The 25,613-nt window shown below is 50.9% G+C and carries 20 protein-coding genes and 1 pseudogene; 8 read left to right on the forward strand and 13 right to left on the reverse strand.

What is annotated here, in order from left to right:
• Nucleotides 1-20: 20 nt before the first annotated feature.
• Together ACM615_RS07435 and ACM615_RS07440 are read right to left on the reverse strand one after the other, a co-directional pair.
• A complete protein-coding gene (locus ACM615_RS07435) occupies nucleotides 21-2,771 on the reverse strand; it encodes a WG repeat-containing protein (protein WP_431011717.1) in 2,751 nt (916 codons plus the stop codon).
• Between the two features lie 113 nt (nucleotides 2,772-2,884).
• Complete coding sequence (locus tag ACM615_RS07440; RefSeq protein WP_431011718.1) at nucleotides 2,885-5,569, reverse strand: WG repeat-containing protein; 2,685 nt, start codon at nucleotides 5,567-5,569, stop codon at nucleotides 2,885-2,887.
• Between the two features lie 592 nt (nucleotides 5,570-6,161).
• On the opposite strand from ACM615_RS07440, the gene ACM615_RS07445 reads away from it, so the two are divergent.
• Together ACM615_RS07445 and ACM615_RS07450 are read left to right on the forward strand one after the other, a co-directional pair.
• Nucleotides 6,162-6,419: a DUF1883 domain-containing protein gene (locus ACM615_RS07445; RefSeq protein WP_120161750.1), complete on the forward strand. Its 258-nt coding sequence runs from the start codon at nucleotides 6,162-6,164 to the stop codon at nucleotides 6,417-6,419.
• Between the two features lie 358 nt (nucleotides 6,420-6,777).
• Nucleotides 6,778-7,956, forward strand: a complete 1,179-nt coding sequence (locus ACM615_RS07450) for a M20 aminoacylase family protein (RefSeq protein ID WP_431011719.1) — start codon at nucleotides 6,778-6,780, stop codon at nucleotides 7,954-7,956.
• A 12-nt stretch (nucleotides 7,957-7,968) separates the two neighbouring features.
• Here the strand turns inward: ACM615_RS07450 and ACM615_RS07455 are convergent, their stop codons facing one another.
• The 6 genes from ACM615_RS07455 to ftnA all read right to left on the reverse strand — a co-directional run bounded on the left by ACM615_RS07455 (nucleotide 7,969) and on the right by ftnA (nucleotide 11,893).
• Nucleotides 7,969-8,667, reverse strand: a complete 699-nt coding sequence (locus ACM615_RS07455) for an extensin family protein (RefSeq protein ID WP_431011720.1) — start codon at nucleotides 8,665-8,667, stop codon at nucleotides 7,969-7,971.
• Nucleotides 8,668-8,975: 308 nt separating this feature from the next.
• The gene (locus ACM615_RS07460) at nucleotides 8,976-9,194 is read right to left on the reverse strand and encodes a DUF7661 family protein (RefSeq protein ID WP_431011721.1); all 219 of its coding nucleotides are present in this window, start codon (nucleotides 9,192-9,194) and stop codon (nucleotides 8,976-8,978) included.
• Between the two features lie 393 nt (nucleotides 9,195-9,587).
• On the reverse strand, nucleotides 9,588-9,926 hold the full coding sequence (locus ACM615_RS07465) for a YebY family protein (RefSeq protein ID WP_232829845.1): 339 nt from the start codon (nucleotides 9,924-9,926) through the stop codon (nucleotides 9,588-9,590).
• 46 nt (nucleotides 9,927-9,972) lie between these two features.
• Nucleotides 9,973-10,857: a copper homeostasis membrane protein CopD gene (copD, locus tag ACM615_RS07470; protein ID WP_431011722.1), complete on the reverse strand. Its 885-nt coding sequence runs from the start codon at nucleotides 10,855-10,857 to the stop codon at nucleotides 9,973-9,975.
• Nucleotides 10,858-10,860: 3 nt separating this feature from the next.
• Nucleotides 10,861-11,247 (reverse strand): copper homeostasis periplasmic binding protein CopC, encoded by a 387-nt coding sequence (copC, locus tag ACM615_RS07475; protein WP_374756897.1) that lies wholly within the window; start codon nucleotides 11,245-11,247, stop codon nucleotides 10,861-10,863.
• A 139-nt stretch (nucleotides 11,248-11,386) separates the two neighbouring features.
• On the reverse strand, nucleotides 11,387-11,893 hold the full coding sequence (gene ftnA / locus ACM615_RS07480) for a non-heme ferritin (RefSeq protein ID WP_095921401.1): 507 nt from the start codon (nucleotides 11,891-11,893) through the stop codon (nucleotides 11,387-11,389).
• 405 nt (nucleotides 11,894-12,298) lie between these two features.
• Between ftnA and ACM615_RS07485 the strand changes: the two genes are divergently transcribed.
• Nucleotides 12,299-12,529 carry a DNA polymerase III subunit theta gene (locus ACM615_RS07485; protein WP_431011723.1) on the forward strand — a complete coding sequence of 77 codons (231 nt, stop codon included), beginning with the start codon at nucleotides 12,299-12,301 and terminating at the stop codon, nucleotides 12,527-12,529.
• An 18-nt stretch (nucleotides 12,530-12,547) separates the two neighbouring features.
• On the opposite strand, the pseudogene ACM615_RS07490 reads toward ACM615_RS07485, so the two are convergent.
• From ACM615_RS07490 to dbpA, 4 genes and pseudogenes are all read right to left on the reverse strand, one after another.
• A pseudogene (locus ACM615_RS07490) lies at nucleotides 12,548-13,395 on the reverse strand (alpha/beta fold hydrolase).
• 559 nt (nucleotides 13,396-13,954) lie between these two features.
• Nucleotides 13,955-15,994: a S9 family peptidase gene (locus ACM615_RS07495; RefSeq protein ID WP_431011724.1), complete on the reverse strand. Its 2,040-nt coding sequence runs from the start codon at nucleotides 15,992-15,994 to the stop codon at nucleotides 13,955-13,957.
• A 122-nt stretch (nucleotides 15,995-16,116) separates the two neighbouring features.
• Nucleotides 16,117-16,482, reverse strand: coding sequence for a protein YebF (gene yebF, locus ACM615_RS07500; RefSeq protein WP_431011725.1), 366 nt, complete (start codon nucleotides 16,480-16,482; stop codon nucleotides 16,117-16,119).
• Nucleotides 16,483-16,681: 199 nt separating this feature from the next.
• Complete coding sequence (gene dbpA / locus ACM615_RS07505; RefSeq protein ID WP_431011726.1) at nucleotides 16,682-18,064, reverse strand: ATP-dependent RNA helicase DbpA; 1,383 nt, start codon at nucleotides 18,062-18,064, stop codon at nucleotides 16,682-16,684.
• Nucleotides 18,065-18,324: 260 nt separating this feature from the next.
• On the opposite strand from dbpA, the gene purT reads away from it, so the two are divergent.
• The gene (gene purT / locus ACM615_RS07510; RefSeq protein WP_133822620.1) at nucleotides 18,325-19,503 is read left to right on the forward strand and encodes a formate-dependent phosphoribosylglycinamide formyltransferase; all 1,179 of its coding nucleotides are present in this window, start codon (nucleotides 18,325-18,327) and stop codon (nucleotides 19,501-19,503) included.
• A 99-nt stretch (nucleotides 19,504-19,602) separates the two neighbouring features.
• Here the strand turns inward: purT and ACM615_RS07515 are convergent, their stop codons facing one another.
• A complete protein-coding gene (locus ACM615_RS07515) occupies nucleotides 19,603-19,782 on the reverse strand; it encodes a YoaH family protein (RefSeq protein WP_112291045.1) in 180 nt (59 codons plus the stop codon).
• A gap of 162 nt (nucleotides 19,783-19,944) precedes the next feature.
• Here ACM615_RS07515 and pabB point away from each other — a divergent pair, with 162 nt between their 5' ends.
• From pabB to ACM615_RS07535, 4 genes are all read left to right on the forward strand, one after another.
• Nucleotides 19,945-21,324, forward strand: coding sequence for an aminodeoxychorismate synthase component 1 (gene pabB, locus ACM615_RS07520; protein ID WP_431011727.1), 1,380 nt, complete (start codon nucleotides 19,945-19,947; stop codon nucleotides 21,322-21,324).
• A complete protein-coding gene (locus tag ACM615_RS07525; RefSeq protein WP_431011728.1) occupies nucleotides 21,321-21,923 on the forward strand; it encodes a CoA pyrophosphatase in 603 nt (200 codons plus the stop codon). The genes pabB and ACM615_RS07525 overlap by 4 nt, the downstream gene beginning before the upstream one ends.
• Before the next feature lie 207 nt (nucleotides 21,924-22,130).
• Complete coding sequence (locus ACM615_RS07530; RefSeq protein ID WP_120160689.1) at nucleotides 22,131-23,495, forward strand: L-serine ammonia-lyase; 1,365 nt, start codon at nucleotides 22,131-22,133, stop codon at nucleotides 23,493-23,495.
• A gap of 453 nt (nucleotides 23,496-23,948) precedes the next feature.
• A complete protein-coding gene (locus tag ACM615_RS07535; RefSeq protein WP_132963798.1) occupies nucleotides 23,949-25,541 on the forward strand; it encodes an EAL domain-containing protein in 1,593 nt (530 codons plus the stop codon).
• Nucleotides 25,542-25,613: the final 72 nt, after the last annotated feature.

Below are 25,613 nucleotides of genomic sequence, written 5' to 3' on the forward strand. Positions count from 1 at the left end.
TTGCAAGCCGGAAAAGTGTCTTAAGGTTTGCAGTTTTCCGGCATTGTCGCCGGCCACTGACGCGCGCTACCGGCGCCGTATAAGACGCTAATACCACATTCCTTATCAACACGCGCCAGAGGTTTACCCGTTTTGTCGATCATCATCGACATGGCCTGTGTGGAAACGACCGCCACTCCGCTGTCAAACGGCGACGCGGCGCTAAACACCGGCACCACCGCGAAGTTGCCCTGCGCATCGACATAACCATAATTACCGTCAGTTTTGGCGAATGCCAGCCCGTCGACAGGCAAACCTAAATCAGCATAAGAGACGCCATCAGTCTGTTTACCCTGCCCGTTAATCCAGGTTTTTGTCCCATCAGCACGCGTCAGTACGGCATGATCATCGACCATCTGACTGGCGTGGCCCTGAACCGTGAGAACCAGTTTACCGGTATTATCGACATAACGTGTCGCAGGCTCGTTGTCCTGCGGATCATAGGACACAGACCAGCCGCTCGCTGGCGGCATGCTCCACTGCCCTTCCGGCATGGCTGCCACGCGCACACCTTTGTCATCAATCAGCTCATAGCCTGCTGGCGTTGAGCGCAAGGCCCGCCCTCGTACAAAAGCAGAACTCCGGCTTTCACCCACAGGTTGAATTTGCCATTCGCCTTGCGCAGACAGATATCCTTGCTGAGGCTGGCGCGATAATTTGACCCAGTCGCCGAGCGCACTGATACGTGTCTGCTGCTCATGAAGCTGAATATTACCTTTAGCATCCAGAAGCCAGGACTGACCGGCCGCAGAAGTAGCCAGAATACGCCCGTCACTAAACTGATTTACGGTGAGTCCGGCGACAGGTGCAATTCTTGGTTGCGCGTCATTGCCTGTGATTTCTGCCAGAACAGACGATTCAGATTGTCCGTCGGTTGCAGGTTGCGTCAGTAACCAGAGGGCGGAGTTAATGCGGCGGGCCTCAGCATACTTCGGCGTTACAACCACTTTACCCTGACTGTCGAGTATCCCCCACAGCCCCTCCGGTGATTTGAATGCGGCCAGCCCCTCTGAGTAATCGCCTACATCCTGATACGCCGGTTGCAGGACAGCCTTCTGACTGATGACGTCGTAGATGCCCCACAACGCCCCCTCGGCTGCCGTTTCACGATAGCGGAACCAGCCATTGCCGAGGGATTCAATCTCAAACACGTTCGGCAAATCATAATACTTACCGGCGTGATCAAGTGCGGTCAGTTTTCCATTCAGATAGTCCAGAGCGTAACCCTGCACAAAAGGAGAAATATTATCTTCAGTCAGCGGGATAATAACCTTGCCCTGCACATCCACCACGCCAGTGCCATCGGCTGTTCTCACGATGAACTGACCGATGTTATTGCTGCTGTCAGCAGGTTCAATATCCTGCCATTTAGTCTCAAGCTGAAGGGAGCCATCCGGGCGCAGGAAACCCGCGCCATTTTTGCTGCCAGCATTACCAGGGCGCACCAGCGCAAGTGCCTGTGGCGCTGAAGCTGAAGGGGAATCAATACTGGCAGTCAGAGGTTCGATACGGCTGCCTTCCAGAGTGCTGATACTCTTCTGATTCAGCAATGCCTTGCCTGTGGCATCAACCACATTCACCACATCACCTTGATCATTGCGCAACCACAAACGGTGCTCGATAACTTCAGCACTGGAAATTTGCGCCAGCCAGCCAACGTTCTGAGTCCCGCCAATGACTCCGCCAGAAGGAGCAATAATGGCATTCACTTTTTTCTGCTCACCTTTGGTCGTTATCAGGAACTCACCGGTATTGTGCTCCCAGGGCTCACTGCCTGCAGGCAGCGTAATGGCTTGTTTTCGCCCCGGCACATATAAAGTCAGAGAGTCTTTGCTGGCAGGATTTAAAACATAATCCCCTGAAACCCGAAGTGCTGCCGCTCCGGCTTCATTGAAAGTGGCAATCACAGCGGCGGAATTATTCAGCAATTTGATGCCATCGGCCGTTTTCGCCAGCCAGAAGGCGCCAGTTTCCTCGCTGACAGTAAGATATTTCTGCTCGTCCTGACTTCCGTCAGTGCGGATTAAAGTCATTCCATCCGCTTTTTTCGCCAGTGCGACAGAAGGATTACGGGGATCCAAGGTGATGGACGTGTACTGTGGCTGAACACGCCAGGTCAGATTCCCATCCACAATGCCATAGCCTTTTGTGGCATCGACCGCAATGAACAGATCATCGGAACCAAACGGCTCAACCACTTCCATTTTGTCCGTCGCCACATGGCGTACACCGTCTGGTGAAAGTAGTACGCTGTTAAATGTCAGGCTGAGGCGGGCAGGAACGCCATTACTCAGGACAGCATCATCAACCAAATCATCAAGTGCTTTACCGACCTGAATACCTTTACGATCAATAATCTGGGATTTTCCGCCCACCTTCACAACGGCCAGACCGGCTTCTGTAAAGGGTTGTACGCTGTCAAAGGAAGGCTGAATCATCCAGTTGCCGGTCAGATCGATATAGCCCCATTTTCCCTGCTGCATGGCGGCAGCGGCACCGAAGTGGTAATCCCCGACCTGCTCAAAAACAGGTTTGATAACGAGCTGCCCCTGATTATCCAGAAACCCCCAGCGCTCATCCGTTGCGTCAGCTGCGGATAAAAGTACGGCAGCACGCCCTTCACGCACATCGCGGATACACAAATTTTGCACTAAAGGCAGCGCAGCGCGTAGCTGGATATCGGCTCTGGAAGCGGGCAATGGCGCCGAACATCCCGGTGCTGATTCAGCCATTACAGGTTCAGCCGCAACAGCCGAGGCAGTCAGCGTCAAAAAGGCCAATGTGCTACCGGTGTTCAATGCGCAGCGGAGTGCGTGACGTAGCCTTGAAGGTTTGCTGACAATCATTAATTACTCCCGGAACCGCAAGTGGGTGTTTTAGCAGGCCAAAGATAAGCACCTTTCGCATCCAAGATGACGCGCTGATTACAACGCACCTGAATTTTTGCCTGTACATTCCCGTCGGCATTCAGCAAATTCACCACACCCTTGCCACCAGCCCACGCACGCTTCTCACTAAAATCGGTTGCCCAGTCAAATTTAGGCAAAACAGCGAAACGGCCCGTGGTATTGATATAACCCAGCAGGTTTCCGTACGTTGATTTTTTCACGGCAGTCGCAAAATTATTACTCATCGCACCCACCTGATCGAAGTAAGCACCAATCAGCTTCTTGCCTTGCTGATCGACAAAACCATAAAGGCCTTTCTGGTCACGCATAGGAATAACACCTGAACTGGCTTTGTCGGCCTGCAGACTGTCAAGCCCGGCGAAGCGCTGGATTTCATTGCCGTCGTTGTCATACAGAACGGTTTCACCTTTCTCGTCATCATTCATGACAAGACGCATCATCGAATTAAGCGGTTGCGCCTGTTCGAAGCCCTCTGCCGAAGCGCCATGGTCACTTATCAGCATAGTTCGCCCGTCGCTGACAGCACGGCTTAGATTCAGAGGTGCGATGAAATTAAATTCAGCCGTGTAAAGCGGCTGAATTTGCCAGTGGCCCTGGCTGTCAATCGCGCCGTAATGTGGCGCGAAACTCAATTTAATCCAGTCACCTTCTACAGAACTCGATGAAGCGTTAATGGCTTTACTGACAGGGGAACGCCCGGCGTTATCCAGTAAGGCCACGCCCCCTTCGGAAGGTTGAGCCAGCCAATGGTTCTGACCGACAGCTTGCGGTCTGGCGAGTAAATCCGTCGCTAACGCCAGCCCGCTTTGGGCACTATAAAGACTGTAATGGCTGGCGATTGCACCACGTTCTCCAGGCTGATCATTATCAGAAAGAGTAAACGCATCCTGACCAATATATTGGAATTTACCGCTTCGCTCCGCATCCGGGGCTATCGCCCAGGAGCCATTAGCGCTGAGAACGCCCCATCCTTCATCCGTTTTAGCCAGGGCATAACCTTCATTGAAGGCATCGATTTCAGTGAACTGTGGTGCCGCCTTAATACTTTTGCTCGCGATATCCCACAAGCCCCAGCGCTGCGCTTCGTTTTCACCCTCGGTGTAATAAATCAATCCTGAGGATAAACGCTGAGCATTTTTCTGAATGTCTGCCGGTACCTCGATTGCATTACCGTTTCGGTCAATCAGATGTTTAACATCAGCATTATTGGCATTCTCTACGGCCCAGGTGTAGTCACCCTCGAACGGAGTGATATGGGTATACACCGGCTGAATAACCCACTTACCTGAAGCATCGACAGCACCCGTTTTTTTAGTTTGAGTGTGGATGATGAGCGGCGCCTGAGAACCGGAGATTTCTACTGAAGCCCATTGGGGATCAGACAAAACATTACCTTGCGAGGTAAGAATGGCAGGCGGTTTGCTGGCATCCGCGGGGGTCAGAACCGCCCATGGGAGACTGTGTGCCGCATCGCCGTTTGTTTCTGGCAGTGCAGTGACATCATCTGTGATCGCCACTGTGCCCAATGGCCGTAGTTGGTAGTCTTTGAGAGCAGTAAGGGTGGCATCATTGAGAAGCGCCACACCATTGTTGTCATAAATCTGTGCGACTTGTGGCGCCTTGCCTTCAGTTTGCATAACCCAGAGATGATTTCCCTGCTGCAGCACTTGCGGCTTATTCACTTTCAGCGAAACAATCTGATTATCCGCACCGATGATAACAATGCCTTTGCTACCCGTACCCAATGTTGCCTTTCCCCAGACCAGAATGTTTTCAGACTGATCAGCAGGAATATCCTGCACTTTCTCCAGCTTGCTGCTGAGTAACTGTTTATTGTTATCATTCCCCGTCACCAGCCAGCTGCCGGAAGCAAGCGGTCGAACAGATTTGTATTGCTCTTTATTTAACGCAACACCCTGACGATCCACAAATGACCAAAGATTCTTGGTTTTTACCGCAACTACGTCACCATTAAGTTGTGGTTCATCCCGCGTTTTAAGCACCATCGGGTTTATCGCCCAGTCACCGTTCTCATCGAGATAGCCCCAATAACCTTCTTCTGAAGAATCACGTTTTTTGGCGGGGATTAACCCTGACTGTGGCAAATCGAGCGCCATAACATCATCAGGTAAAGAAAGAGAGCGATCGGTGGAGGCATTCCACAACGCAGGTGACACCTGAGTTTGTACACTTGCCAGGGCCTGGCCGCCGGCAAAACCACGGCTGTCGAGTGCAACGGCAAATGGCAGCGTTTTAATCACTGCGCCTTTTTTGTCTATGAGCGCCAGACGATTATCTGTCACCACTAACGCAGTCCCTTGGGCGTTAAAATCTGTAGCACGCGTAAAGCGCGGCTCGATAACCCAGTGGCCTTTTTTATCGATATATCCGAACTGGTCGCCTTTTTTCACCGCAGCCAGGTCGTTAACAAAACCCCGCGCTTCGCTGAAATCAGGTTTGATGACCATGTGCCCGGTGGTATCCACGTAGCCCCACTGTGGTTCACGCGAAAGGCCGACCTGAACAGGCGAAAGCCCCTGCTGGAAAGGCAACTGACAGTCTTTGGCGGTTTTTGCATTGCCACATGCCCGTAACTGCGCGTCGTCCGCATGTGCCGGCATAGTAAAAAAAGCATTCAGAACCAGGGTTAACGCACTGAAATTTCTGATGTATTTAAATTTTTCGGAGCAATTCATCCGATGCCCTTATAACTGGATAAAATAGGAAAGTGTTGCGCGCGCTTTTTCTTCATCACCCGCAAAATGGGCCTGTGAGACGGTAATAAATCCGATAATAATCAATTTCAAACGCGCGCACATGTTATACGCCTATAGGGTGTCAGCTTGTGAAAGAAAAAGCAGCTAATTTATTACTCTGTAACGAATGAATACACTTCATCACTGCACCGAAAGGTACCCTACAGATGTTACCATCCGATTTGATTCAGCACATTCCGTTAACCTTATAATTACATTTTTACTTCTTTCTTAAAAATAGGATCATTTTTGGTTACAGGCATAAAAATGGCGAATTATTAATCTCTGAAAGATTCTTATAACTTTTGATTAAAGTCATTATTTCCCCAGCTTTTGTCTGGTTTTATAGATAAATGAGCGTTGTGTGACCAATATCACTCCCGGTCTGGGTGACGTAAAACCTGGCAGTGTTCGGTTACAGCGTATTTCAGGTGCTTTATCTAATTGGGGAAAAGTCATGCCTATTGTTCGAGCCAGACTGAGTCTGTTTGGTGGCGACACTGTCGTCATACGTTGTTCAGAAAAATGTCACATACACCTGATGTGTGAAAGTGAAGTTGAGCGAAAAGGACGTCACTCTGGTTTCGGCGATATTTTGACAGTTAATGATCAGAATACGGCTTATGTAGGTATCCCCTACAAAGGTGTCTGGAATGTCCTCATCGATTCCAAATGCGACTCTCTGGAGCATTCAATCAGCTACCTGCCAGCCTGATCACCTTCTTATAAAAAAGCCTTCATTTCTTTTAATATTTTGCTCAGGCGAATGGAAAACCATTTGCCTGATCTTAAGACCTCGCAATCCGACGTTTTGCAGCTGATGAAGTTACAGACATCAGGGAATACCGTCCACGGTCAAAGTTGATTCTTGCGTAACGTCGCGTAATAAACTTTAGCTCGTTACATCAGTTACATAGCGTTATTGAATTGAACATTCCACATATCTGAAAACCTCTTTCCAGGCCTGATTAATTGATTGCAAGCGGTGATTCCACATTGCATTCTGTCTGATGTAACGACGTGGCGCCGGTCAGTTCACCGGATTTTTTTCAGGCAAAAACAGATATCTAAAAATGAATAATAAATCACTTTGCACCATCGCTGACGTAGCCGACCTTATTCCTGAGCTGCGTAAAGTTCGCCAACACTTGCACCAACACCCGGAGCTCTCCAATGAAGAGTCCGCAACGGCTGCGCTCGTGGCTGAAAGATTAGCATCTCTCGGCTATCAGGTGGCGACGGGCATTGGCGGCTTCGGTGTCGTCGGCACAATGACACTTGGCAACGGTTCACGCAGTATCGGTATTCGTGCCGATATGGACGCCTTGCCGATAACTGAACAAACAGGTGTGAGTTACTCCAGTCAGAATCCAGGCAAAATGCATGCGTGCGGACATGACGGACACACAACGATGCTGCTTGGTGCAGCCGAACAGTTGGCGCGCAGCAAAAACTTCTCTGGAACCGTACATCTTATTTTCCAGCCTGCAGAAGAAATTGGTTTCAACAGCGGCGCTGAACGCATGCTGGCTGAACAACTTTTTGAGCGATTCCCTTGTGATGCCGTTTACGGCTTACATAATCACCCGGGCTATCCGGTCGGGAAAATGATGTTCCGATCAGGGCCGTTTATGGCTGCCTGCGACACCGTCAATATCACTATCCATGGAAAAGGCGGTCATGCCGCCCGCCCTCACATGACCGTCGACCCCATTATGGTTGCCGGCAGTCTGGTTGTTGCCTTGCAGTCGGTCATTGCGCGCAACATCGACCCTAATGAAACGGCAGTGGTCACTATCGGTTCATTGCACTCAGGCCATGCGGCGAATGTCATCCCGGAAACAGCCCGTCTGGAAATGAGTGTCCGCTCGTTCGATCCGCAAGTACGTAAAATCCTCGAACAACGCATTTGTCAGCTGGTGGAGAATCATGCTGCCGGATACGGCGCAAGAGCAGAAATTGAATATGTGCCCGGCTACCCGGTGCTGGTGAATCATGACAAGGAAACAGCGTTTGCAACCGAAGTGGCAAAAGAACTGCTGGGTGAAGACAACGTCATTGATAATCTGCCACCCATTTCAGGCAGTGAAGATTTTGCATATTTCCTGCAGCAAAAACCGGGATGCTTCCTTCGTTTGGGTAACGGGGACAGCGCCGTTTTGCACAATCCGGCTTACAACTTTAATGATGAGAGCCTGAGCTTCGGCGCAGCCTACTGGACTCGCCTGGTTGAGCGTTATCTGGCAGATTAACGACCTAACAGCTTAGCGGCAAAATCCGAACCAGCGCATGCCTAAATGGAAGTGATTCGCATGCGCTGCGTTATAATCCGGACCAATAGAGTTTCCAAAAAACGGACAGCTCTCTGTGAACAATGTATGAATATACTGCGCTTCAATGCTCGTCTGAGGCCACTGCTTCAACACGGTTAAATGGCGACCATCCGCCAGCTCAAATCCCGCGATATCAAGAGCTTCAGCTGTCGCATGTTCACTCAGCCGTGCATCGGGTTTATTGTAAACATTCCGGCAGGCATAACTGCCCAGATGGTCAATTTTCACCAGCCGTGAACCTAACTCCTGAGAAGCCAAAGGCTTCGCCACCTGCCAGACAAACATCGCACTGCTAAGGGCAAGGCGACAGCTCGCCAGATAGCTCGAACTGAGTCCAACATCCCCAAAACCGCGAACACGAACGGGATCCGTCAGCGGACACTTTCCTCCCATACTCCCGGCATTGCTGAACTGGATAGCGCCTTCAGTTTGAGCACGTTCAAGTGCGGCCAGACATTCGTGAGGATTATTATCCAGCTTTCTTAATTTGTACCGGGTGATCAGATTCGGAGGGTCAGTGATAACCAGCGGGGTGAAAGGATTATATTCAGAAGGCACATGGCGGCTTACCCACGGACCGCAGAAATACGCTGCCGCTAAAATTACAATCAGGCTAACCCAATATCGCATAATGCTCCTTACCCGGTTGTGCCGCAGCAGTCCCTTGATTTATCGAGAGTAATATTATGAGTATAGCGCCTGAGTAAATAATGTTCTGACAGAGTTACAAGTAGGGGAATAAACTTACGAAGGTTTGACATAAATCGACATTGAGTTTGTTACTTTAATTCCCGAAGACTAAGTTTCTTCTCCTGTGTCCACTGTGAACTGTCCTTCATAGTGTGTAAGACCCTCGCAATACCCCTTTCAGCCCGCCCCGAGCGGGCTTTTTTTTTAAACTGAAATCTGAGAGCGCTATTCAGCAATGCCGTGCCCGGTTATTCCATCCGCCTGACACCCGGATGCCTTTCACTGGCCGCCTCATGAAAAATATCCCCCAGCCAGCCGGGAATTTCATCTTCGGTCATCTCGTCAGGAATGATGATGTCATAAAGTCTGGAGAACTTTCTCTCTGCCAAATCCACACGGAAGACTTGCCATCCACCGGAAGTCTTTTTAACAGCAAGGTGGCGACCAAAAACATTATAAATCAGCATAGAATTCGCCCTGTCAGGTCATACAAATAGAGTATGCAAACATCATAGCTACAGTGGAGTGAGAAAGTCTAAACTGGTGGTACTGAAGGTAAGTGAAAATCGGCTAATTGACTGTTTGGATAGCAATTTTTGATTTGAAAAACAGGCAAAAAAAAGACCGAATACGATTCCTATATTCGGTCTAGGGAAATGGCTCTTGGGAGAGAGCCGTGCGCTAAAAGTTGGCATTAATGCAGGCGGTTAAGCCGTACAACTTAAAGAATAGACGACAGATGACTAATTTCCACTCAGTTTGAAACATAGTGATAATAACAATGAGGCATTATTTTCATTGTGTGACAACATACGCAAAACATGGGATTAACATCAGCCATTTACCGGCAGCACGGCGCTTCAGCAGAGCGATTCAGCTTTGGCGATAAAAGGTGCCAGACTCATTTTTTGTCCGGGATTCTGCGGGTCATCCAGCCAGATTTTCTCCAGGGGCACCGCCTGAACCTGATGGTTTTTAACCTGCTCTTTTGCCACGTCATTCAGAGGATATTGCGCCAGCGTACTGTCGTTAATCACATACAGCGCATTGCCCGGACGGCATTGCAGCATGACTTCTTCACGGGTGAAGGCCCAGTCCTTACCGTATTGCAGGCGGCTGATGGTCTCCAGTTGCGGTGCGGCAAAACTGCTGGCAGATAAGGTAAGCAGCACGCAGGCTAGCAGTGTTTTCCTCATGATTTTTCCTCGATGATATTAAATTCTTTGTAATCTTCAGATGACCGTTTCAGCGCGGGGCAAGTGTCGCGAACCAACTCACCAGCAATATAACGCTAAGCGCCAGCCCCCACTCAAGCCAGGTCATGGTGATAAAACGGCTCTGCGCCCTCTTCGGGTCTTTACCCATAAGGGGCACCAGCCGGTAACGGTTATAGACAGCCACTGCCGCCATCATCGCGACCAGTATCACTTTGGCCACCAGCAGACACTGATAAAGCGATGTCATATCGGTGGGCCAGCGCTGCAAAACTATGGCGGTATTGATGACACCGGTGATGATCACCAGCGAGACCGCGGCATGTCCCCAGACAGAAAAACGGATAAGCGTCACAATCGCGTAGGGTCTTGCAGAGGGCTCGCGGGCATACAACATGCAGGTCAGTAAAGGCAGTAAAGACCCGAACCAGTAGGCTGCGCTGAGCAAATGCACCACATGGTTAGCCCGCTGTGCCAGTCCCAGTAAGCCCTGATGCATGGCGGCATGGCCAATCAAAGCCTGAGTGATCAGTAAACCCAGCGAGCACAGAAACAGCAGGACGTGACGTCCGGGCATCCACTCCATTAACAGAACCAGTAACAGCACAGCGGTCAGTAATAAGTGCCAGCTCCAGACTTCGCCAAATGCGGTGGTTAACACCAGTATCCACACGTTAATGTTGAGGATATCGTCCCAGCCATTTCCCATCAGTGCTGCCTGAATAGCCAGCATTCCGACAGAAGTGACCGCAGCAAGCAGTCCGGACCAAACCATCAGCGTCTGATTTTTACGCTGTAAAATGGCCGAAAATCCGTCTGGCGCCAGCAATGAGCAAAATACGCTCAGTCCGAAGATTTGCATCAGTGACACAAAATGCACGAACCGGCACAGGACGAAAAGTGCTGTAAGGCTCATGGCTTATTTAACAGTGAAACTGTACTGACCGTTTGTTTTATGACCATCAACGGAAACCACATTCCACGTCACGACATATTTACCGGCGGCAAGCGCATCGGTAAGGGGCAGCACGGCCTGCGTATTATCGTTCGCAGCCAGGGTCATTTTCCCGGTTTTCACCGTTTTCTGGCTGGCATCTTTCAGGGTAATTTTACTGAAATTTGGCTCGATACCTTCACTGAAACCCAGCGATAATTCGGTCGGACTGGCTGTAAGAACCGCATCCGCCGCCGGAGTTTCCGTTTTGAGGTGAGCATGAGCAGAAGCCTGCTGTGAGATAAATCCGCTCAGCAAAACGGCTGAGACTGCCAGGGCACGGCAAAGAGAAGTGGTTTTATTGAACACGATAATTTCCTTGGCTTGCTTGATGATGAATTTATAACGCCGACACTTTAGCGCAAACGCGATTAAAACGTTTGTCATAAAAACATAAAAAACGCAGAGGCCGAAGCACTCTGCGTTGTTTGCAAGCTCACACAACTGAAAATTAACCAGCCGGAGCTTGGGCCACCATATTTTTGAGATCTTTATCCACGAAGAACAAACCGTTGCCGGTATTGCTTACCAGCGCCAGTTTATCCAGAACAGATTTGAACAACGTTTCTTCTTCATGCTGCTCTGCAACGTACCATTGCAGGAAGTTGAAGGAAGAATAATCTTTCAGCGTCATGGACAAATCTGCCAGTTCGTTGATTTTCTGAGTGATCAGTTGTTCGTGTTCGTAAGTCTGCTTGAACAAATCGGTCAGCGATTCGAAAGACACCGGCGGAGCAGCAATGGCGCCGAGCAGTGGCAGAGCACCTGTATCGCTGACGTATTTGAACAGACGATGCATGTGATCCATTTCTTCCATTGAATGCTGTTTCAGGAATGCGGCAGCACCTTCGTAGCCTTTATCGCTGCACCATGCACTCATCTGCAAATATAAATTGGCAGAATAAAACTCGAGGTTCAGCTGTTCGTTAAGCTGATCAATCATTTCTTTTTTAAGCATGGTACGGCTCCGGATTTAAATTACGGCAGGTGGGCTGAATTATTTACCCGCATTATGCCCGCATCGACACAAAATAAAAACACCCGATTCACATTAATATTCACCGAAATAACAAATATACTTAAGATCATGATTTATAAAAGTATTTTAATTCAATAAATATACAACAATGATAATCATTAACACATGGATGGATATTAAAAAGAATCATTCTTATTCAGGGTATTAATTAGCGAGTTCTTATTGAGGTTAATTATCACTTCGGCTTTGTGAATAGTTCTTATTTACTCTTAATATTAATCTGCCAATTCTCTTCTTAGGGATAGTGTAAAAGTAAAATCACAACATTCACGATGGCGTCTGCCTCGGGTACAATGAGGCAAAACGGATCACCAGGAAGCAGCAATGAGTATCAATCTGGCTGAAATCAGCAAAGACGAAATGGATCGCATCAACGTCGATCTTGCCGCCTCAGCGGTGGCTTTCAAAGAACGCTACAACATGCCGGTTGTCGCGGAGATAGCAGAACGCGAGCAGCCTGCGCATTTGCGCACTTATTTTCGTGAACGGGTGATATTTTATCGCGGGGAATCACATAAGTTCTCCCGCTTACCTTACGAGCCTAAGCAAAAGTAAGCGGGAAAGCTGGAAACGTTAGCGCCGGGCGGCGAAACGCTGGTTGGTGCGGATTAACTGATCGAGAATGCCCGGCTCATCAAAAGAATGCCCTGCACCTTCGATAATGTGCAATTCTGCTTCCGGCCAGGCCTGCGCCAGATCCCAGGCGTTTTGCACCTGACAGGCCATATCGTAGCGGCCGTGAACAATGACTGCCGGAATATGGCGGATGCGTTCCACATGTTTCAGCAACTGGTCATCAGTTTCTAAAAAGCCCATATACGTGAAGTAGTGATTCTCAATGCGGGCAAAAGCCAGCGCGAAATTATCTTCGCCAAATGATGCCGCTCCTTCCGCAGGCATCAACGTCACGGTCTCCCCTTCCCACAAACTCCAGATCTTAGCCGCTTCAAGCTGAACAGCGCGATCATCGGAGGTCAGACGGGCGCGATAGGAAGCAATCACGTCTTTGCGTTCTTCTTCCGACAGGATCGACAAAATACGCTGCCATTTCTCAGGGAAGAAACGGGAGGCGCCGTCCTGGTAATACCAGGTCAGTTCCTGTTTGCGCANNTACCGGCCATTTTGCGCAAACGTTCAATATCATCGACCAGATGCCAGGTTGTATTATTGTCGAGACTGGCGTGAGGTTTAGAGCGTCCGCAGCCACGCTGGTCAAACAGCATGACGTCATAATCTTTAGGATCGAACAACTGACGGTGAACCGATGAACAGCCGCCGCCAGGCCCGCCATGAAGAAATACTGCCGGTTTGCCCGCCGGGTTTCCGCTGCGCTCCCAGTAAATCTGGTGACCATCGCCCGTATCAAGCATGCCACTGGCATAAGCTTCCAGCGGTGGATACAACCCTTTTAATTTTGGCATGACATTTCCTGTTCTATTCGGCCAGTGTATTGATAAATGTGCTTACATCTTAATAACAGCGCATTGGCCCACTTACAACAAGTGGTTATCTCCAAAAACCGTTGTTTTGCATGCCGTTCGCATACTTATCGCGCAATTTGATTGCCTCACATGCCAGCTGATGAAATGTCACTCCTCTGTAAAGTATTGTGGGAAACGCGAAGGTGCTTGCAACTGACCTGAATTAAGCAGTAAATAGGTGAGCAACCCAATCCACCCGCTTTAAGAGAGGCAATTATGAGTAAAGGAATGGATAGCAAAAAGAATGCGAAGAAAAAGCCATTGAAAACACCGGCCGAAAAAAAGGCTGATAAAAAAGCCAAGAAAGCTTCTGCTTAACAATGTACTTCGTAGATCAAACCCGCCGAGAGCGGGTTTTTTTATGTCCCCGTCATACTTCAAATTGCAGGTGCGTTGGCTGCGTTTACTCACCCGAATCACTGACCCATGTCAGCTCATCGGGATTCGCTCAGTTGCCGCCTGCCTGCCATTCGAATTATTTAGGGGAAAAGCCTGATACTCAGTTTTTCGTCGCCAGCGCCAGTACAAAAGCGTATTCCAGCGCGATATCTTCATAGGCTTTAAAGCGGCCGGATTTACCACCGTGCCCGGAATCCATATCGGTGTGCATCAGCAACTGGTTATCATCGGTTTTAAGCTCGCGTAATTTCGCCACCCATTTTGCCGGCTCCCAGTATTGCACCTGCGAATCATGTAAACCGGTGGTGACCAGCATATGCGGATAGGCCTGTGCGCGGACCTGATCGTACGGGCTGTATTGCAGCATATAGTCATAACTGGCTTTGTCGTTCGGATTGCCCCACTCGTCGTATTCACCGGTCGTCAGCGGAATCGACTCATCGAGCATAGTTGTCACGACATCAACGAACGGAACCTGCGCCACGATGCCGTGATACAACTCCGGCGCCTGATTAATGATTGCGCCCATCAGTAAGCCGCCCGCACTCCCTCCCATCGCATACACCTGTCCGGCATCGCCGTAGCCTTCAGCCACCAGCTCTTTGGTCACATCGATGAAATCATGGAAAGTGTTGAGTTTATTGAACAGCTTACCGTCGTCGTACCATTGCTGACCCAGTTCTGCCCCGCCGCGGATATGCGCCAGTGCAAAAACAAAACCGCGATCCAGCAAGCTCAGGCGACTGCCGCTGAACGCCGGATCCATGCTGCTGCCATAAGAACCGTAGCCGTACACCAGCAGCGGATTTTCATTCAGCTTGAACAACTCACGTCGATAAACCAGCGACACCGGCACTTTCACACCATCGCGCGCCGTAACCCAGACACGTTCGCTGCGATAATTGTCTGCATCGAAATCTTTCACTTCCTGCTGTTTAAGCAAGGTACGTTCATGCGTATCAAGATCCAGTTCAAACAACGAGCTCGGCATGGTCATCGAGGAATAGCCATAACGCAGTAACGACGTATCCGGTTCCGGATTGTATGCCAGCCAGGTGGTATACGTCGGATCGTCGAACGCCAGTGATTTTTCCTCACCGGATTTCCAGTGGATCTGGCGCAACTGCGTGAGCCCCTGGTGACGTTCTTCCACCACCAGCCAGTCACGGAACAGACTGAAGCCTTCCAGCATCACTTCGATGCGCGGTGCAATAAGCGTCTGCCAGTTGGCTTCCACACCATCTTCACTCTTATAAAGTCCGAAGTTTTTGCCGTCTTTATTGGAACGGATGTAGAAATGCCCAAGATAATGATCGAGGGCGTATTCATGATCTTTACGACGTGAAAGAAATACCTGCGGTTTGGCCTGCGGATCATCGGCATCCAGCAGCAGGATCTCGGAAGTCGTGGTGCTGTCGAGATGGATCAAAATGTATTTTTCAGACGTGGTTTTATCCAGTCCGACGTAAAACGTGTCGTCTTTTTCTTCGTACACCAGCTTGTCGGTTTTCGGATCCGTGCCGACCACGTGGCGATAAACCTGATACGGCAGCAACGTTTTCTTGTGTTTGCGCACGTAATACAACGTCTGAGAATCGTTAGCCCATTCGCTGCTGCCGGAGGTGTTTTTTAACAGATCGTCCGTCCAGGTTTCGTCATCGAGTTTTTTGATGCGGATATCGTACTGACGGCGGGAAAGAAAGTCTTCCGCCACGGCCATGAGTTTGTTATCCGGGCTGATATCCAGACCGCCCAGCGTGTAAAACTCACTGTCTTTGGCGCGCTCATTGCCATCAATCAGCGTGCTCCAGTTTTCTTGTCCGGCGGCAGGCTGGCGCAGATAGATGGCGTATTCGTTGCCCGGCTCATAACGGGTCTGATAACGATAACCGTGTTTCACGTAAGGAACGGAATGATCCTGCTGCGCAATGCGCGCCACCATTTCGCCGTACAGCGTTTCACGCAATGCCTGCTGTGGCTGCATGGCCTGTTCTGTAAATTCATTTTCAGCCGTGAGATAGGCCAGAACCTGAGGATCGGCGCGGTCATCGTCACGCAGCCAGTAATAATTATCGACACGGTCATCACCGTGAATACTCAGGGTTTGCGGGCGTTTTTTAGCCTTTGGAGGTGTCATCATCTCGGGATCTCTTTGTCCTCTTTGCGGTGTGACAAGAGTGACAGGTTTAGACAGGGAAACCAAGAGACGTCAATGCGGGGAAATAATGCGTCCGCTAAGGAATTAACGGACGCAGTCGGTGCTTATAACGGCGCGCTGTAGCTGATTTCGCCAATCTGACAGTTAAGGGTCACCTGATAAGTTTTATCGGTGTGATCACCACGCACTTTCAGCGGGATATCCCATTTCGCATTACTGCCGCTGATGCTGTCGGTCACCACCCACGCGACCGGCGTGGAAGTGCCGAGCACTTTTTTATCCGCATCCCAGCGCGGAATACGATTTTGCAGGAAATCACGTTTTACCAGCGCGGCCACGTCATCTTTGGTGGCCGTGGCGCACGGTGTCACCGTTGCCGTTCTCACTTCGGGTTCATCAGCCTGTGCGACCTGGCTCAGGCTGCTCATTACTGCAGCGGCCATCACAGCGCCCAAGATTACCTTTTTCATCGTTCGTCTTCCCAGTCTTTGTCGTTCATCCAGTTGACCTTGCCGGAGCCGTGGACCTTAAAAATAATAGCCCTACCAATTACAAGGTCATCGCTTGCGTTAGATAATATAATCCTCAACAAGGCAATAACACAACATTAACAATATGACGTTCAATTCAAAGATAAGCCGTTAACGTAAAATTATCTGCGCAAAGCCTTTATCGTAAAATGATGGCCTTACAGTTTTTGCCTTTGATTTTCCCTTCCTGCAAACGCTGCAATGCTTTCTTCGCGCTTTTCTGGCGGATCGCCACATAAGCGTGAACCGGGAACATATCGATTTTACCAACTTCAGCAGCGGTCAGCCCAGCATCGCCGGTCAGCGCACCGAGAATATCACCGGGACGGATTTTGGCTTTGCGGCCGCCATCAATACACAATGTCGCCATTTCAGGATCCAGCGCCACCGGCGTTGCGGCCAGTGCCTGAGCCGCAGGCTGCCAGGTGAAACGCTGACGGGTATAATCTTCCAGCGCGGTCACACGCGGCATTTCCTGCGGCGTCACCAGGCTGACGGCCAGACCGCTCGTTCCTGCACGGCCGGTACGACCCACGCGGTGAACGTGAACTTCCGGATCGAAAGACAGCTCGTAGTTGATCACCAGTCCCAACTGTTTAATGTCCAGCCCGCGCGCGGCCACGTCTGTCGCCACCAGCACACGGCAACTGCCGTTGGAGAAACGCACCAGCACGCGATCGCGATCACGCTGTTCGAGATCGCCATTCAGCGCCAGCGCACTGATGCCTTTCGCTTTCAGGTCATCACAAACATCCTGACAGTCACGCTTGGTATTACAGAACACCACGCAGGACGCTGGCTGATACTGATACAGCACCGCAGCCAGCAGGGATAAGCGCTGTTGCTTACCGGCTTCAATGAAGATTTGCTGAATATCGGCAATGTCATCTTCACCTTCGATTTCTACTTTCAGCGGCTGACGCTGGAATTTGGAGCTGATGCGCTCAATGCCGTCCGGATAGGTCGCGGAGAACAGCAACGTCTGGCGATCCTGCGGCGTATAGCTGACGACATCTTCGATATCTTCACTAAAGCCCATGTCCAGCATGCGGTCAGCTTCATCCAGCACCAGCACTTTCAGCTCGTCGAGCTTGAGCGTGCCTTTACGCAGATGTTCCTGAATACGGCCCGGCGTACCCACCACAATGTGCGGCGGATGGACCAGTGATTCGAGCTGGGGCCCGATCGCCTGGCCGCCACACAGGGTCAGAATTTTGATGTTCTGGGTAAATCGCGCCAGACGGCGTAACTCTTTACTGACCTGATCGGCCAGTTCGCGAGTCGGACACAGCACCAGCGCCTGAGCAACAAACTGTGAAACGGTAATGCTGTTCAGCAAACCAATACCAAAGGCGGCCGTTTTACCGCTGCCGGTTTTGGCTTTAGCGCGAACGTCCTGACCTTGCAGAATGGCAGGCAAAGAGGCTTCCTGAATCGGGGTCATTTCGGTGTAACCCAGTTCATTCAGGTTGGAAAGTTGCTCAGCGGGCAATGTCAGGGCAGAAAAGGAATGCGTGCTCAAGGCGATAACTCTTTATGTGAGGCAAAAATCGGGGCAGCGGCAGGAAGCCTGACGCCATGGTTTGGCTAAATGATAACAGAGACGCTCACCGGCTGCCTTAAACAGCAGAAAACAGGCTAAAAAAAACCTGTAAAACACGGTTTTGTTGCACAGAGAATTTTACCTGACGTGCCGCGCAATCGTTTTCGTCGCCATTTATTTCAGATATACTGCGCGCCGAAATTCCTGTTTTCACTCACCACAGATCTGGGTACGAAGCTATGTTAACCATTGGTACTGCACTGCGCACCGGCGCCACCCGCGTCATGTTATTAGGCTCTGGCGAGCTGGGTAAAGAAGTGGCCATCGAATGTCAGCGTCTTGGCCTGGAAGTGATCGCCATTGACCGCTACGCCGATGCACCGGCGATGCAGGTCGCTCATCGCAGTCATGTGATTAATATGCTCGACGGCGACGCGTTGAAAGCAGTTATCGAAAGTGAACGCCCTGATTTTATCGTGCCTGAAATCGAAGCCATCGCAACCAGCATGCTGGTTGAGCTGGAAAAACAGGGCCACAACGTGGTGCCTTGTGCTGAAGCGACCCGCCTGACCATGAACCGCGAAGGCATTCGCCGTCTGGCCGCTGAAACCCTGAAATTACCGACATCGACGTATCAGTTCGCTGATGATGAAGCGGCTTTCCGTCAGGCCGTCGACGCCATCGGTTATCCATGCATTATCAAGCCGGTCATGAGCTCATCCGGTAAAGGCCAGAGCCTGATCCGCAGCGCCGATCAGTTGCAGACCGCATGGGATTACGCGCAGCAAGGCGGCCGTGCAGGCGGCGGACGCGTGATTGTTGAAGGACTGGTGAAGTTTGATTTCGAAATCACCTTGCTGACCATCAGCGCTGTTGATGGCATTCATTTCTGCGCGCCAATCGGACACCGTCAGGAAGACGGCGATTACCGCGAATCCTGGCAGCCACAGCAGATGACTGAGCTGGCATTGCAGCGTGCAAAAGACATCGCGGAGAAAGTGGTGAAAGCGCTGGGCGGCAAAGGCCTGTTCGGCGTTGAGCTGTTCGTGTGCGGCGACGAAGTGATTTTCAGCGAAGTCTCCCCTCGCCCGCACGACACCGGTATGGTGACGCTGATTTCTCAGGATCTGTCCGAGTTTGCTCTGCATGTACGCGCGTTCCTCGGCCTTCCTGTAGGTAAAATCCGCCAGTTCGGCCCTTCTGCATCTGCCGTGATTCTGCCGGAACTGACCAGCAATAACGTCACGTTCAGCGGTCTGGAAAATGCGCTGACGGGCTACAATCAGGTTCGTCTGTTCGGCAAGCCGGAAATCAGTGGCAAACGTCGTCTGGGTGTGGCGCTGGCGATTGCAGACAATGTTGAAGACGCCGTGGAACAGGCGAAAAAAGCGGCCGCTGCTGTGGTTGTTAAAGGCTAGACGATTCAGAATGCTGAGACGAAAAAAAACCGGACGCCTGAAAAGGGTCCGGTTTTTCTTTGTCATGACGTAAGCAGTGACGCAAACCGTCAGTCAGTTTTATTCGTCTTCGTCATCAAAAATGACGGTTACGCGGTCGCCTTTATGCGTTTCGCGGATTTCTTCTGCAACGGTCGCAATGGCTTCGCCGCTGCTCATGCCGTTTTCCATTAACTGGCGGATACGATCGGCGGCCTGTTCTTGTTCATGATGTGATAATGAAGGCATACCTGTCAGCATGGGAGTGTCCTGTTGTACTGGTGATAAATAAAGCCCGCGCAAGGCGGGGTTGCACAGTATACGCCTAAATAAGGCAAATCGCCTGCGCTGCTTTCAGCCCCTCAGTTCTGTGTTAGGATCGGCCTAAAATACGTCATCGCGCCAGAGAAGCTTATACCTGCCATGCAAGCCACCCAGTCCGTTGTTTTTCACTCCTTACCTTATCATCCAGATGCACTGACAGAGCGCTTCACACCGCTTTCCGCCCTGCCCTGGGCGATGCTTTTACACTCAGGTGCAGCACAGCATCAGCATAACCGTTTCGATATTCTGGTGGCGGATCCGCTGATAACATTGACCACCCGTGGCGGGCTGACGCAGATTGAAAAAAATGGCGTGGAACAATGCCGGCAGGACGATCCCTTCGCCTTGCTTGAAGAGCAACTGACTGCTTGCGGATTACACGCAGAAAGCTTGCCTGACTTTCCGTTTCTCGGCGGCGCTCTCGGGCTGTTCGGCTATGATTTAGGCCGTCGCGTTGAGGATCTGCCACAAATCGCGATACGCGATATTGAGTTGCCCGATATGGCTGTCGGGATTTATGACTGGGCGCTGATCGCCGATCATCATTTGCAGCGTTTAACATTGATTTGTCATGGCGATATTTCTGCACGTTTGCGCTGGCTTGATGAGCATCAGCAAATCCGCTCTGCGTCAGCGCCTTTCCGGCTGAATGCGCCGTGGCAGGCGAATATGAGCCGCGAAGAATACGGGCAAAAGTTCAGGCAGATTCAGGAATATATCCGCGACGGCGATTGTTATCAGATCAATCTGGCGCAACGTTTTTCCACGCAGTACGACGGCGATGAATGGCAGGCTTTTCTGCGTCTGAATCAGGCCAACCGTGCGCCCTTCTCAGCATTTCTGCGTCTGCCGCAAAACACCGTTCTCAGTCTGTCGCCGGAGCGTTTTATCTGGCTTAAAGAAAACCAGATCCAGACGCGGCCGATTAAAGGCACCCTGCCACGTCGCGAAGATCCGACAGAAGATGCGCGACAGGCAGAAAGGCTGGCAGGATCGGAGAAAGATCGTGCCGAGAACCTGATGATTGTCGATTTACTGCGTAATGATATCGGGCGCGTCGCCGTGCCCGGCAGCGTGCGCGTGCCCGAACTGTTTGTGGTTGAGCCGTTTCCGGCGGTGCATCATCTGGTCAGCACCATCACTGCGCAGTTACCGCAAGAGTGCCATCCTGCGGCCTTGTTACGCGCCTGTTTCCCCGGCGGTTCCATTACCGGCGCACCGAAAGTGCGGGCTATGGAAATCATCGAAGAACTCGAGCCACATCGCCGCAACGGCTATTGCGGCAGCATCGCGTATATCAGCTTTTGCGGCACCATGGACAGCAACATCACCATCCGCACGTTACTCACGTCGCAGGGAAAAATTCATTGCTGGGCAGGCGGCGGGATTGTGGCGGACAGTCAGGAACAGGCAGAATATCAGGAAACTTTTGATAAGATTGCCCGAATTCTGCCTCAGTTAGGAGAAACATCATCGTGACTTTGCTGGAACAACATGCGCCAATTCAGACACTTTCCCCCGCTGTTGAAGATTTCATATTGCGCTTTCAGTTGCAGCAACCTCACCAGCCCGCACCGGCGCTGCGCGGAACCCGTCACGCTGCGGTGCTGATCCCGATCATTTGCCGCCCCGAACCTACGCTGTTACTGACACGCCGATCAGATCAGCTGCGCAAACACGCGGGACAAGTCGCCTTTCCCGGCGGCGCGGCGGATGCTTCTGATGCGTCGATTATCGCCACTGCCTTGCGTGAAGCGCAGGAAGAAGTCGCCATTCCGCCTGAACAGGTTTATGTATTAGGCACACTTTCGCCGCAGGATAGCAGCAGCGGTTTCCGGGTCACACCGGTAGTAGGGCTGTTACCCGTCGATGTGCCGCTGCATCCGGCTGAAGACGAAGTCGCCGAGTTATTTGAAATGCCGCTGCGTGAAGCTTTTGATCTGGCTCGTTATCACCCGCTTGATATTCATCGCCGGGGCATTCATCACCGCGTTTATTTGTCCTGGTATCAGCAGCAATTTGTCTGGGGTCTCACCGCCGCTATCATCCGCCAGCTCGCCGGACAGGTCGAAGTCTGAGCGCTCTGATTACATAGCGATCACACTTTTGCATCAAATAAGTTTATTTCATGCGAAAAATGAAACTTTTGCCTCTCAGCCCTTTTAAACTATAAGTCTATCCATAAGAACAAGAGAGCCGTCCATAAAGACGAAATCTCGCTGTGGTTCATTTATGGAAGCCAGGGATCCCGTTCCCTGCCGCAATCTATTACAGGAGTATTCGACGTGATTAGCGTTTTCGACATGTTCAAGGTCGGGATTGGCCCTTCCAGTTCCCATACTTTGGGCCCGATGAAAGCCGGTAAACAGTTCGCTGACGACCTGCTGGAAAAGGGCATGATGCCTGCCGTTACGCGTGTCGCCGTGGACGTTTTTGGTTCTTTGTCTCTGACAGGCAAAGGCCACCACACAGATATCGCCATTATTTTAGGCCTGGCCGGTAATCAGCCAGACACCGTCGACATTGACGGAATTCCCCATTTTATCCGCGACGTTGAGCAACGTGAGCGTCTGCCGCTGGGCACCACTCAGCATGAAGTAGATTTCCCGCGTGATACCGGCATGGTGTTCCGCGGTGAGAATTTGCCACGCCACGAGAACGCCATGCAAATCCATGCGTTTGCTGGCGATAAAATGATTTACAGCAAAACGTATTATTCCGTCGGCGGCGGTTTTATTGTCGATGACGAACACTTCGGTCAGCCGGTTCTCGACGAAGTCACCGTGCCTTACAGCTTTAATTCGGCCAGTGAAATGCTGGCGAAATGTAAGGAAACCGGCCTGTCATTATCCGGGCTGGTGATGAAGAACGAGCTGGCGCAACACAGTAAGCAGGAAATCGACCAGTATTTCGAGAAGATCTGGCACACCATGCAGGCGTGTATCGATCGCGGTCTGAATACTGAAGGCGTGTTGCCGGGGCCGCTGCGGGTACCGCGCCGTGCGTCTGCTCTGCGCCGGATGCTGGTGTCAAACGATAAGCTTTCCAGTGACCCGATGAACGTGATCGACTGGGTGAATATGTTTGCGCTGGCAGTTAACGAAGAAAATGCCGCAGGCGGACGCGTAGTGACTGCGCCAACCAACGGTGCATGCGGCATTGTGCCGGCGGTACTGGCCTATTATGACCAGTTTATTCAGTCGGTCAGCCCTGACATTTACCTGCGCTATTTCCTGACCTCCGGCGCTATCGGCATTTTGTATAAAATGAATGCGTCGATTTCTGGTGCAGAAGTCGGTTGTCAGGGCGAAGTGGGCGTAGCCTGTTCGATGGCGGCAGCAGGTCTGACGGAATTGCTGGGCGGCAGCCCTGAGCAGGTGTGTGTCGCTGCCGAAATTGGTATGGAACACAACCTCGGTCTGACTTGTGATCCGGTAGCCGGACAGGTTCAGGTGCCGTGCATTGAGCGTAATGCCATTGCTTCGGTGAAAGCGATTAACGCTGCCCGGATGGCACTGCGCCGCACCAGCGAGCCAAGAGTGTCTCTGGATAAAGTGATCGAAACCATGTACGAAACCGGTAAAGATATGAATTCAAAATACCGTGAAACGTCGCGTGGTGGTCTGGCGATTAAGGTTCAGTGCGACTGATTTTACTGTCGCGTTGATAATTTCCTGCGGTTCTTCAGCTGAAGCATTTTCAGCCGGTTTACCGCAGGAAATATTATCCGCACGATAGCTGGCAGCAATAAAACCTTCGTTAATGACAACCTGTTGTATTATCAAAACATAATGGATGTGTCACTTGCATTGTACCCTGCAGGTACGGCATGCTGTTTTCCGCCTGATTTCCCCGATCGGTAAGACTCTTACTACAGAAAAATAAAGGACGGGTTCTTCGGGGAAAATATAAGTGACAACGTCACCTAGGCTGGTTTTCTTTAATTTTTACCCTAAAATTGAGTGTATTTTCCCCAGCTCAGGCTGAGCATCCGACGATTTACAGCTACTATCAATAAAAACACACTGGCTGTTACGCATCGGTAAACCTTTAAAAAAATAATTTGAGCCTGCAATTAACACGGGATAAAAAGGATTAGAACGATGCTGTTCTCACAGACCGGACTTGCGAAGTATCGCTACTATCGCATTGCGCTTGCCTGCGCGATGGGGATATGTACTTTGCTTCTGACGCTTGGCATTCGTATTTACGAACAAGCACAGGTCATTGCAGAAGACCAGCAACGTGTCGCGCTGCACACCGTTCAGAAGCTGGAAAAACTACTCGAACCGGCGTCACCTGCCGGAAAATCAACGCCTCTGGATCAGACGCTTGGCTGCAACGTCCTGCAATCGTTACTTCAGCAAAAAGTCGCCCGGCTGCAGACATTACGCTCTATAAGCCTGGTCAGTGACGGTAAAATCACCTGTTCAAGTCTGGTCGGTGCGCTGGATCTCAGCCTCAACGACATTTTGCCGTCATTTTCTCAGGGCTTAACGCAACTTGAACTGCGGGCTTCGAAATGGAGCCGTGTCGATACCCCGACACTGGTTCTCTGGAATCCCTCAACACCGGATAACCGTAACGGCGAACTGTTTGTTTATAATATTGGCATATTGTCGAATTTCCTGCTCGAACCGCAACCGCCCTATGCCAGCCATATCGTTTTGAACGTTGGTAAGCAATATCTCGAGTATGGCAAAAAGGACATCATCAGCAGCGACGATCTTCCGTACCCTCCTCTGCTGAGTGAGAGATCGCAAAAATATGATTTCTCTGTCTCCATCTTCGGAGAAAAAGCCAGCGAACTGGCCTGGAATGAACTCCCTTCACACTTGCCACTTTCGGTGTTAATCAGTTTGCTGACGGCTACCGCGGTGTACCTGCTTTCCGGCAGCCGGATCAGTCTGGCCTATCCGATCAGCCACGGCATTTCACACCGCGAATTTAAGGTCTATTGCCAGCCGATTATTAACAGCGATGACGGCCGCTGTATCGGTGTGGAAACGCTGATGCGCTGGAAAAACCGCAGGCAGGAATGGGTGTCGCCTGATGTATTTATTCCGCTGGCAGAACAGCACGGGTTAATCATCTCGCTTACCCGCTATCTGATTAAAACCGTTGCCGATAATCTGGCGGTTTTCCCGGCGACACCTGGCTTTTATGTCAGCATTAACGTAGCAGCGCAGCATTTTAATAATATGGAAATTGTGGATGATATCCGCAAGCTGTGGCTTCCGGCTCAGCCTTCTGTCTCACTGATGCTTGAACTGACCGAGCGCACGCGTCTTCAGGAACTGCGTGCCGCGGAAATATCTCAACTCAAGGACATGGGGATTTTGCTGGCTATTGATGATTTTGGTACCGGCCACAGTTCGCTGAGTTATCTCAAAACGCTGAATCCGGATGTGCTGAAGATTGACCAGGCGTTTACAGCATCCATCGGAACCGATGCCATCAATGCGACGGTCACGGACACCATTATTACGCTGGCGCAGCGGCTGAATTTAAAGCTGATTGCTGAAGGGGTAGAAACCCGCGAACAGGTTGATTATCTGCGTAAACGCAGAGTGGACTCTTTGCAGGGATACTACTTTGCACGTCCGATGCCGGTAGAAGTTTTCCCGGTCTGGCTGGAACGTTATCAGAAATCGACCCAAAATATGGAACCTCAGGACGTTCAGGGTTCTGTCTGATCCCAAAGTATTCGCACTATTTCAGGCATAAAAAACGGCGACCGGAGTCGCCGTTTTACCTTCAGGCATTGC

Origin of the sequence: Rahnella sp. PAMC25617 (assembly GCF_050606005.1) — a bacterium.
GTDB classification, from domain to species: domain Bacteria; phylum Pseudomonadota; class Gammaproteobacteria; order Enterobacterales; family Enterobacteriaceae; genus Rahnella; species Rahnella variigena.

Bases quoted from the DNA above. Each gene is read 5' to 3' on its own strand.
- copD (WP_431011722.1), bottom strand. From the start codon at position 10,857: ATGAGCCTTACAGCACTTTTCGTCCTGTGCCGGTTCGTGCATTTTGTG.
- ACM615_RS07450 (WP_431011719.1), top strand. From the start codon at position 6,778: ATGAATAATAAATCACTTTGCACCATCGCTGACGTAGCCGACCTTATT.
- ACM615_RS07435 (WP_431011717.1), bottom strand. From the start codon at position 2,771: ATGGCTGAATCAGCACCGGGATGTTCGGCGCCATTGCCCGCTTCCAGA.
- pabB (WP_431011727.1), top strand. From the start codon at position 19,945: ATGCAAGCCACCCAGTCCGTTGTTTTTCACTCCTTACCTTATCATCCA.
- ACM615_RS07495 (WP_431011724.1), bottom strand. From the start codon at position 15,994: ATGATGACACCTCCAAAGGCTAAAAAACGCCCGCAAACCCTGAGTATT.
- ACM615_RS07485 (WP_431011723.1), top strand. From the start codon at position 12,299: ATGAGTATCAATCTGGCTGAAATCAGCAAAGACGAAATGGATCGCATC.
- ACM615_RS07535 (WP_132963798.1), top strand. From the start codon at position 23,949: ATGCTGTTCTCACAGACCGGACTTGCGAAGTATCGCTACTATCGCATT.
- ACM615_RS07445 (WP_120161750.1), top strand. From the start codon at position 6,162: ATGCCTATTGTTCGAGCCAGACTGAGTCTGTTTGGTGGCGACACTGTC.
- purT (WP_133822620.1), top strand. From the start codon at position 18,325: ATGTTAACCATTGGTACTGCACTGCGCACCGGCGCCACCCGCGTCATG.
- ACM615_RS07515 (WP_112291045.1), bottom strand. From the start codon at position 19,782: ATGCTGACAGGTATGCCTTCATTATCACATCATGAACAAGAACAGGCC.
- ftnA (WP_095921401.1), bottom strand. From the start codon at position 11,893: ATGCTTAAAAAAGAAATGATTGATCAGCTTAACGAACAGCTGAACCTC.
- ACM615_RS07455 (WP_431011720.1), bottom strand. From the start codon at position 8,667: ATGCGATATTGGGTTAGCCTGATTGTAATTTTAGCGGCAGCGTATTTC.
- ACM615_RS07440 (WP_431011718.1), bottom strand. From the start codon at position 5,569: ATGCCGGCACATGCGGACGACGCGCAGTTACGGGCATGTGGCAATGCA.
- yebF (WP_431011725.1), bottom strand. From the start codon at position 16,482: ATGAAAAAGGTAATCTTGGGCGCTGTGATGGCCGCTGCAGTAATGAGC.
- ACM615_RS07460 (WP_431011721.1), bottom strand. From the start codon at position 9,194: ATGCTGATTTATAATGTTTTTGGTCGCCACCTTGCTGTTAAAAAGACT.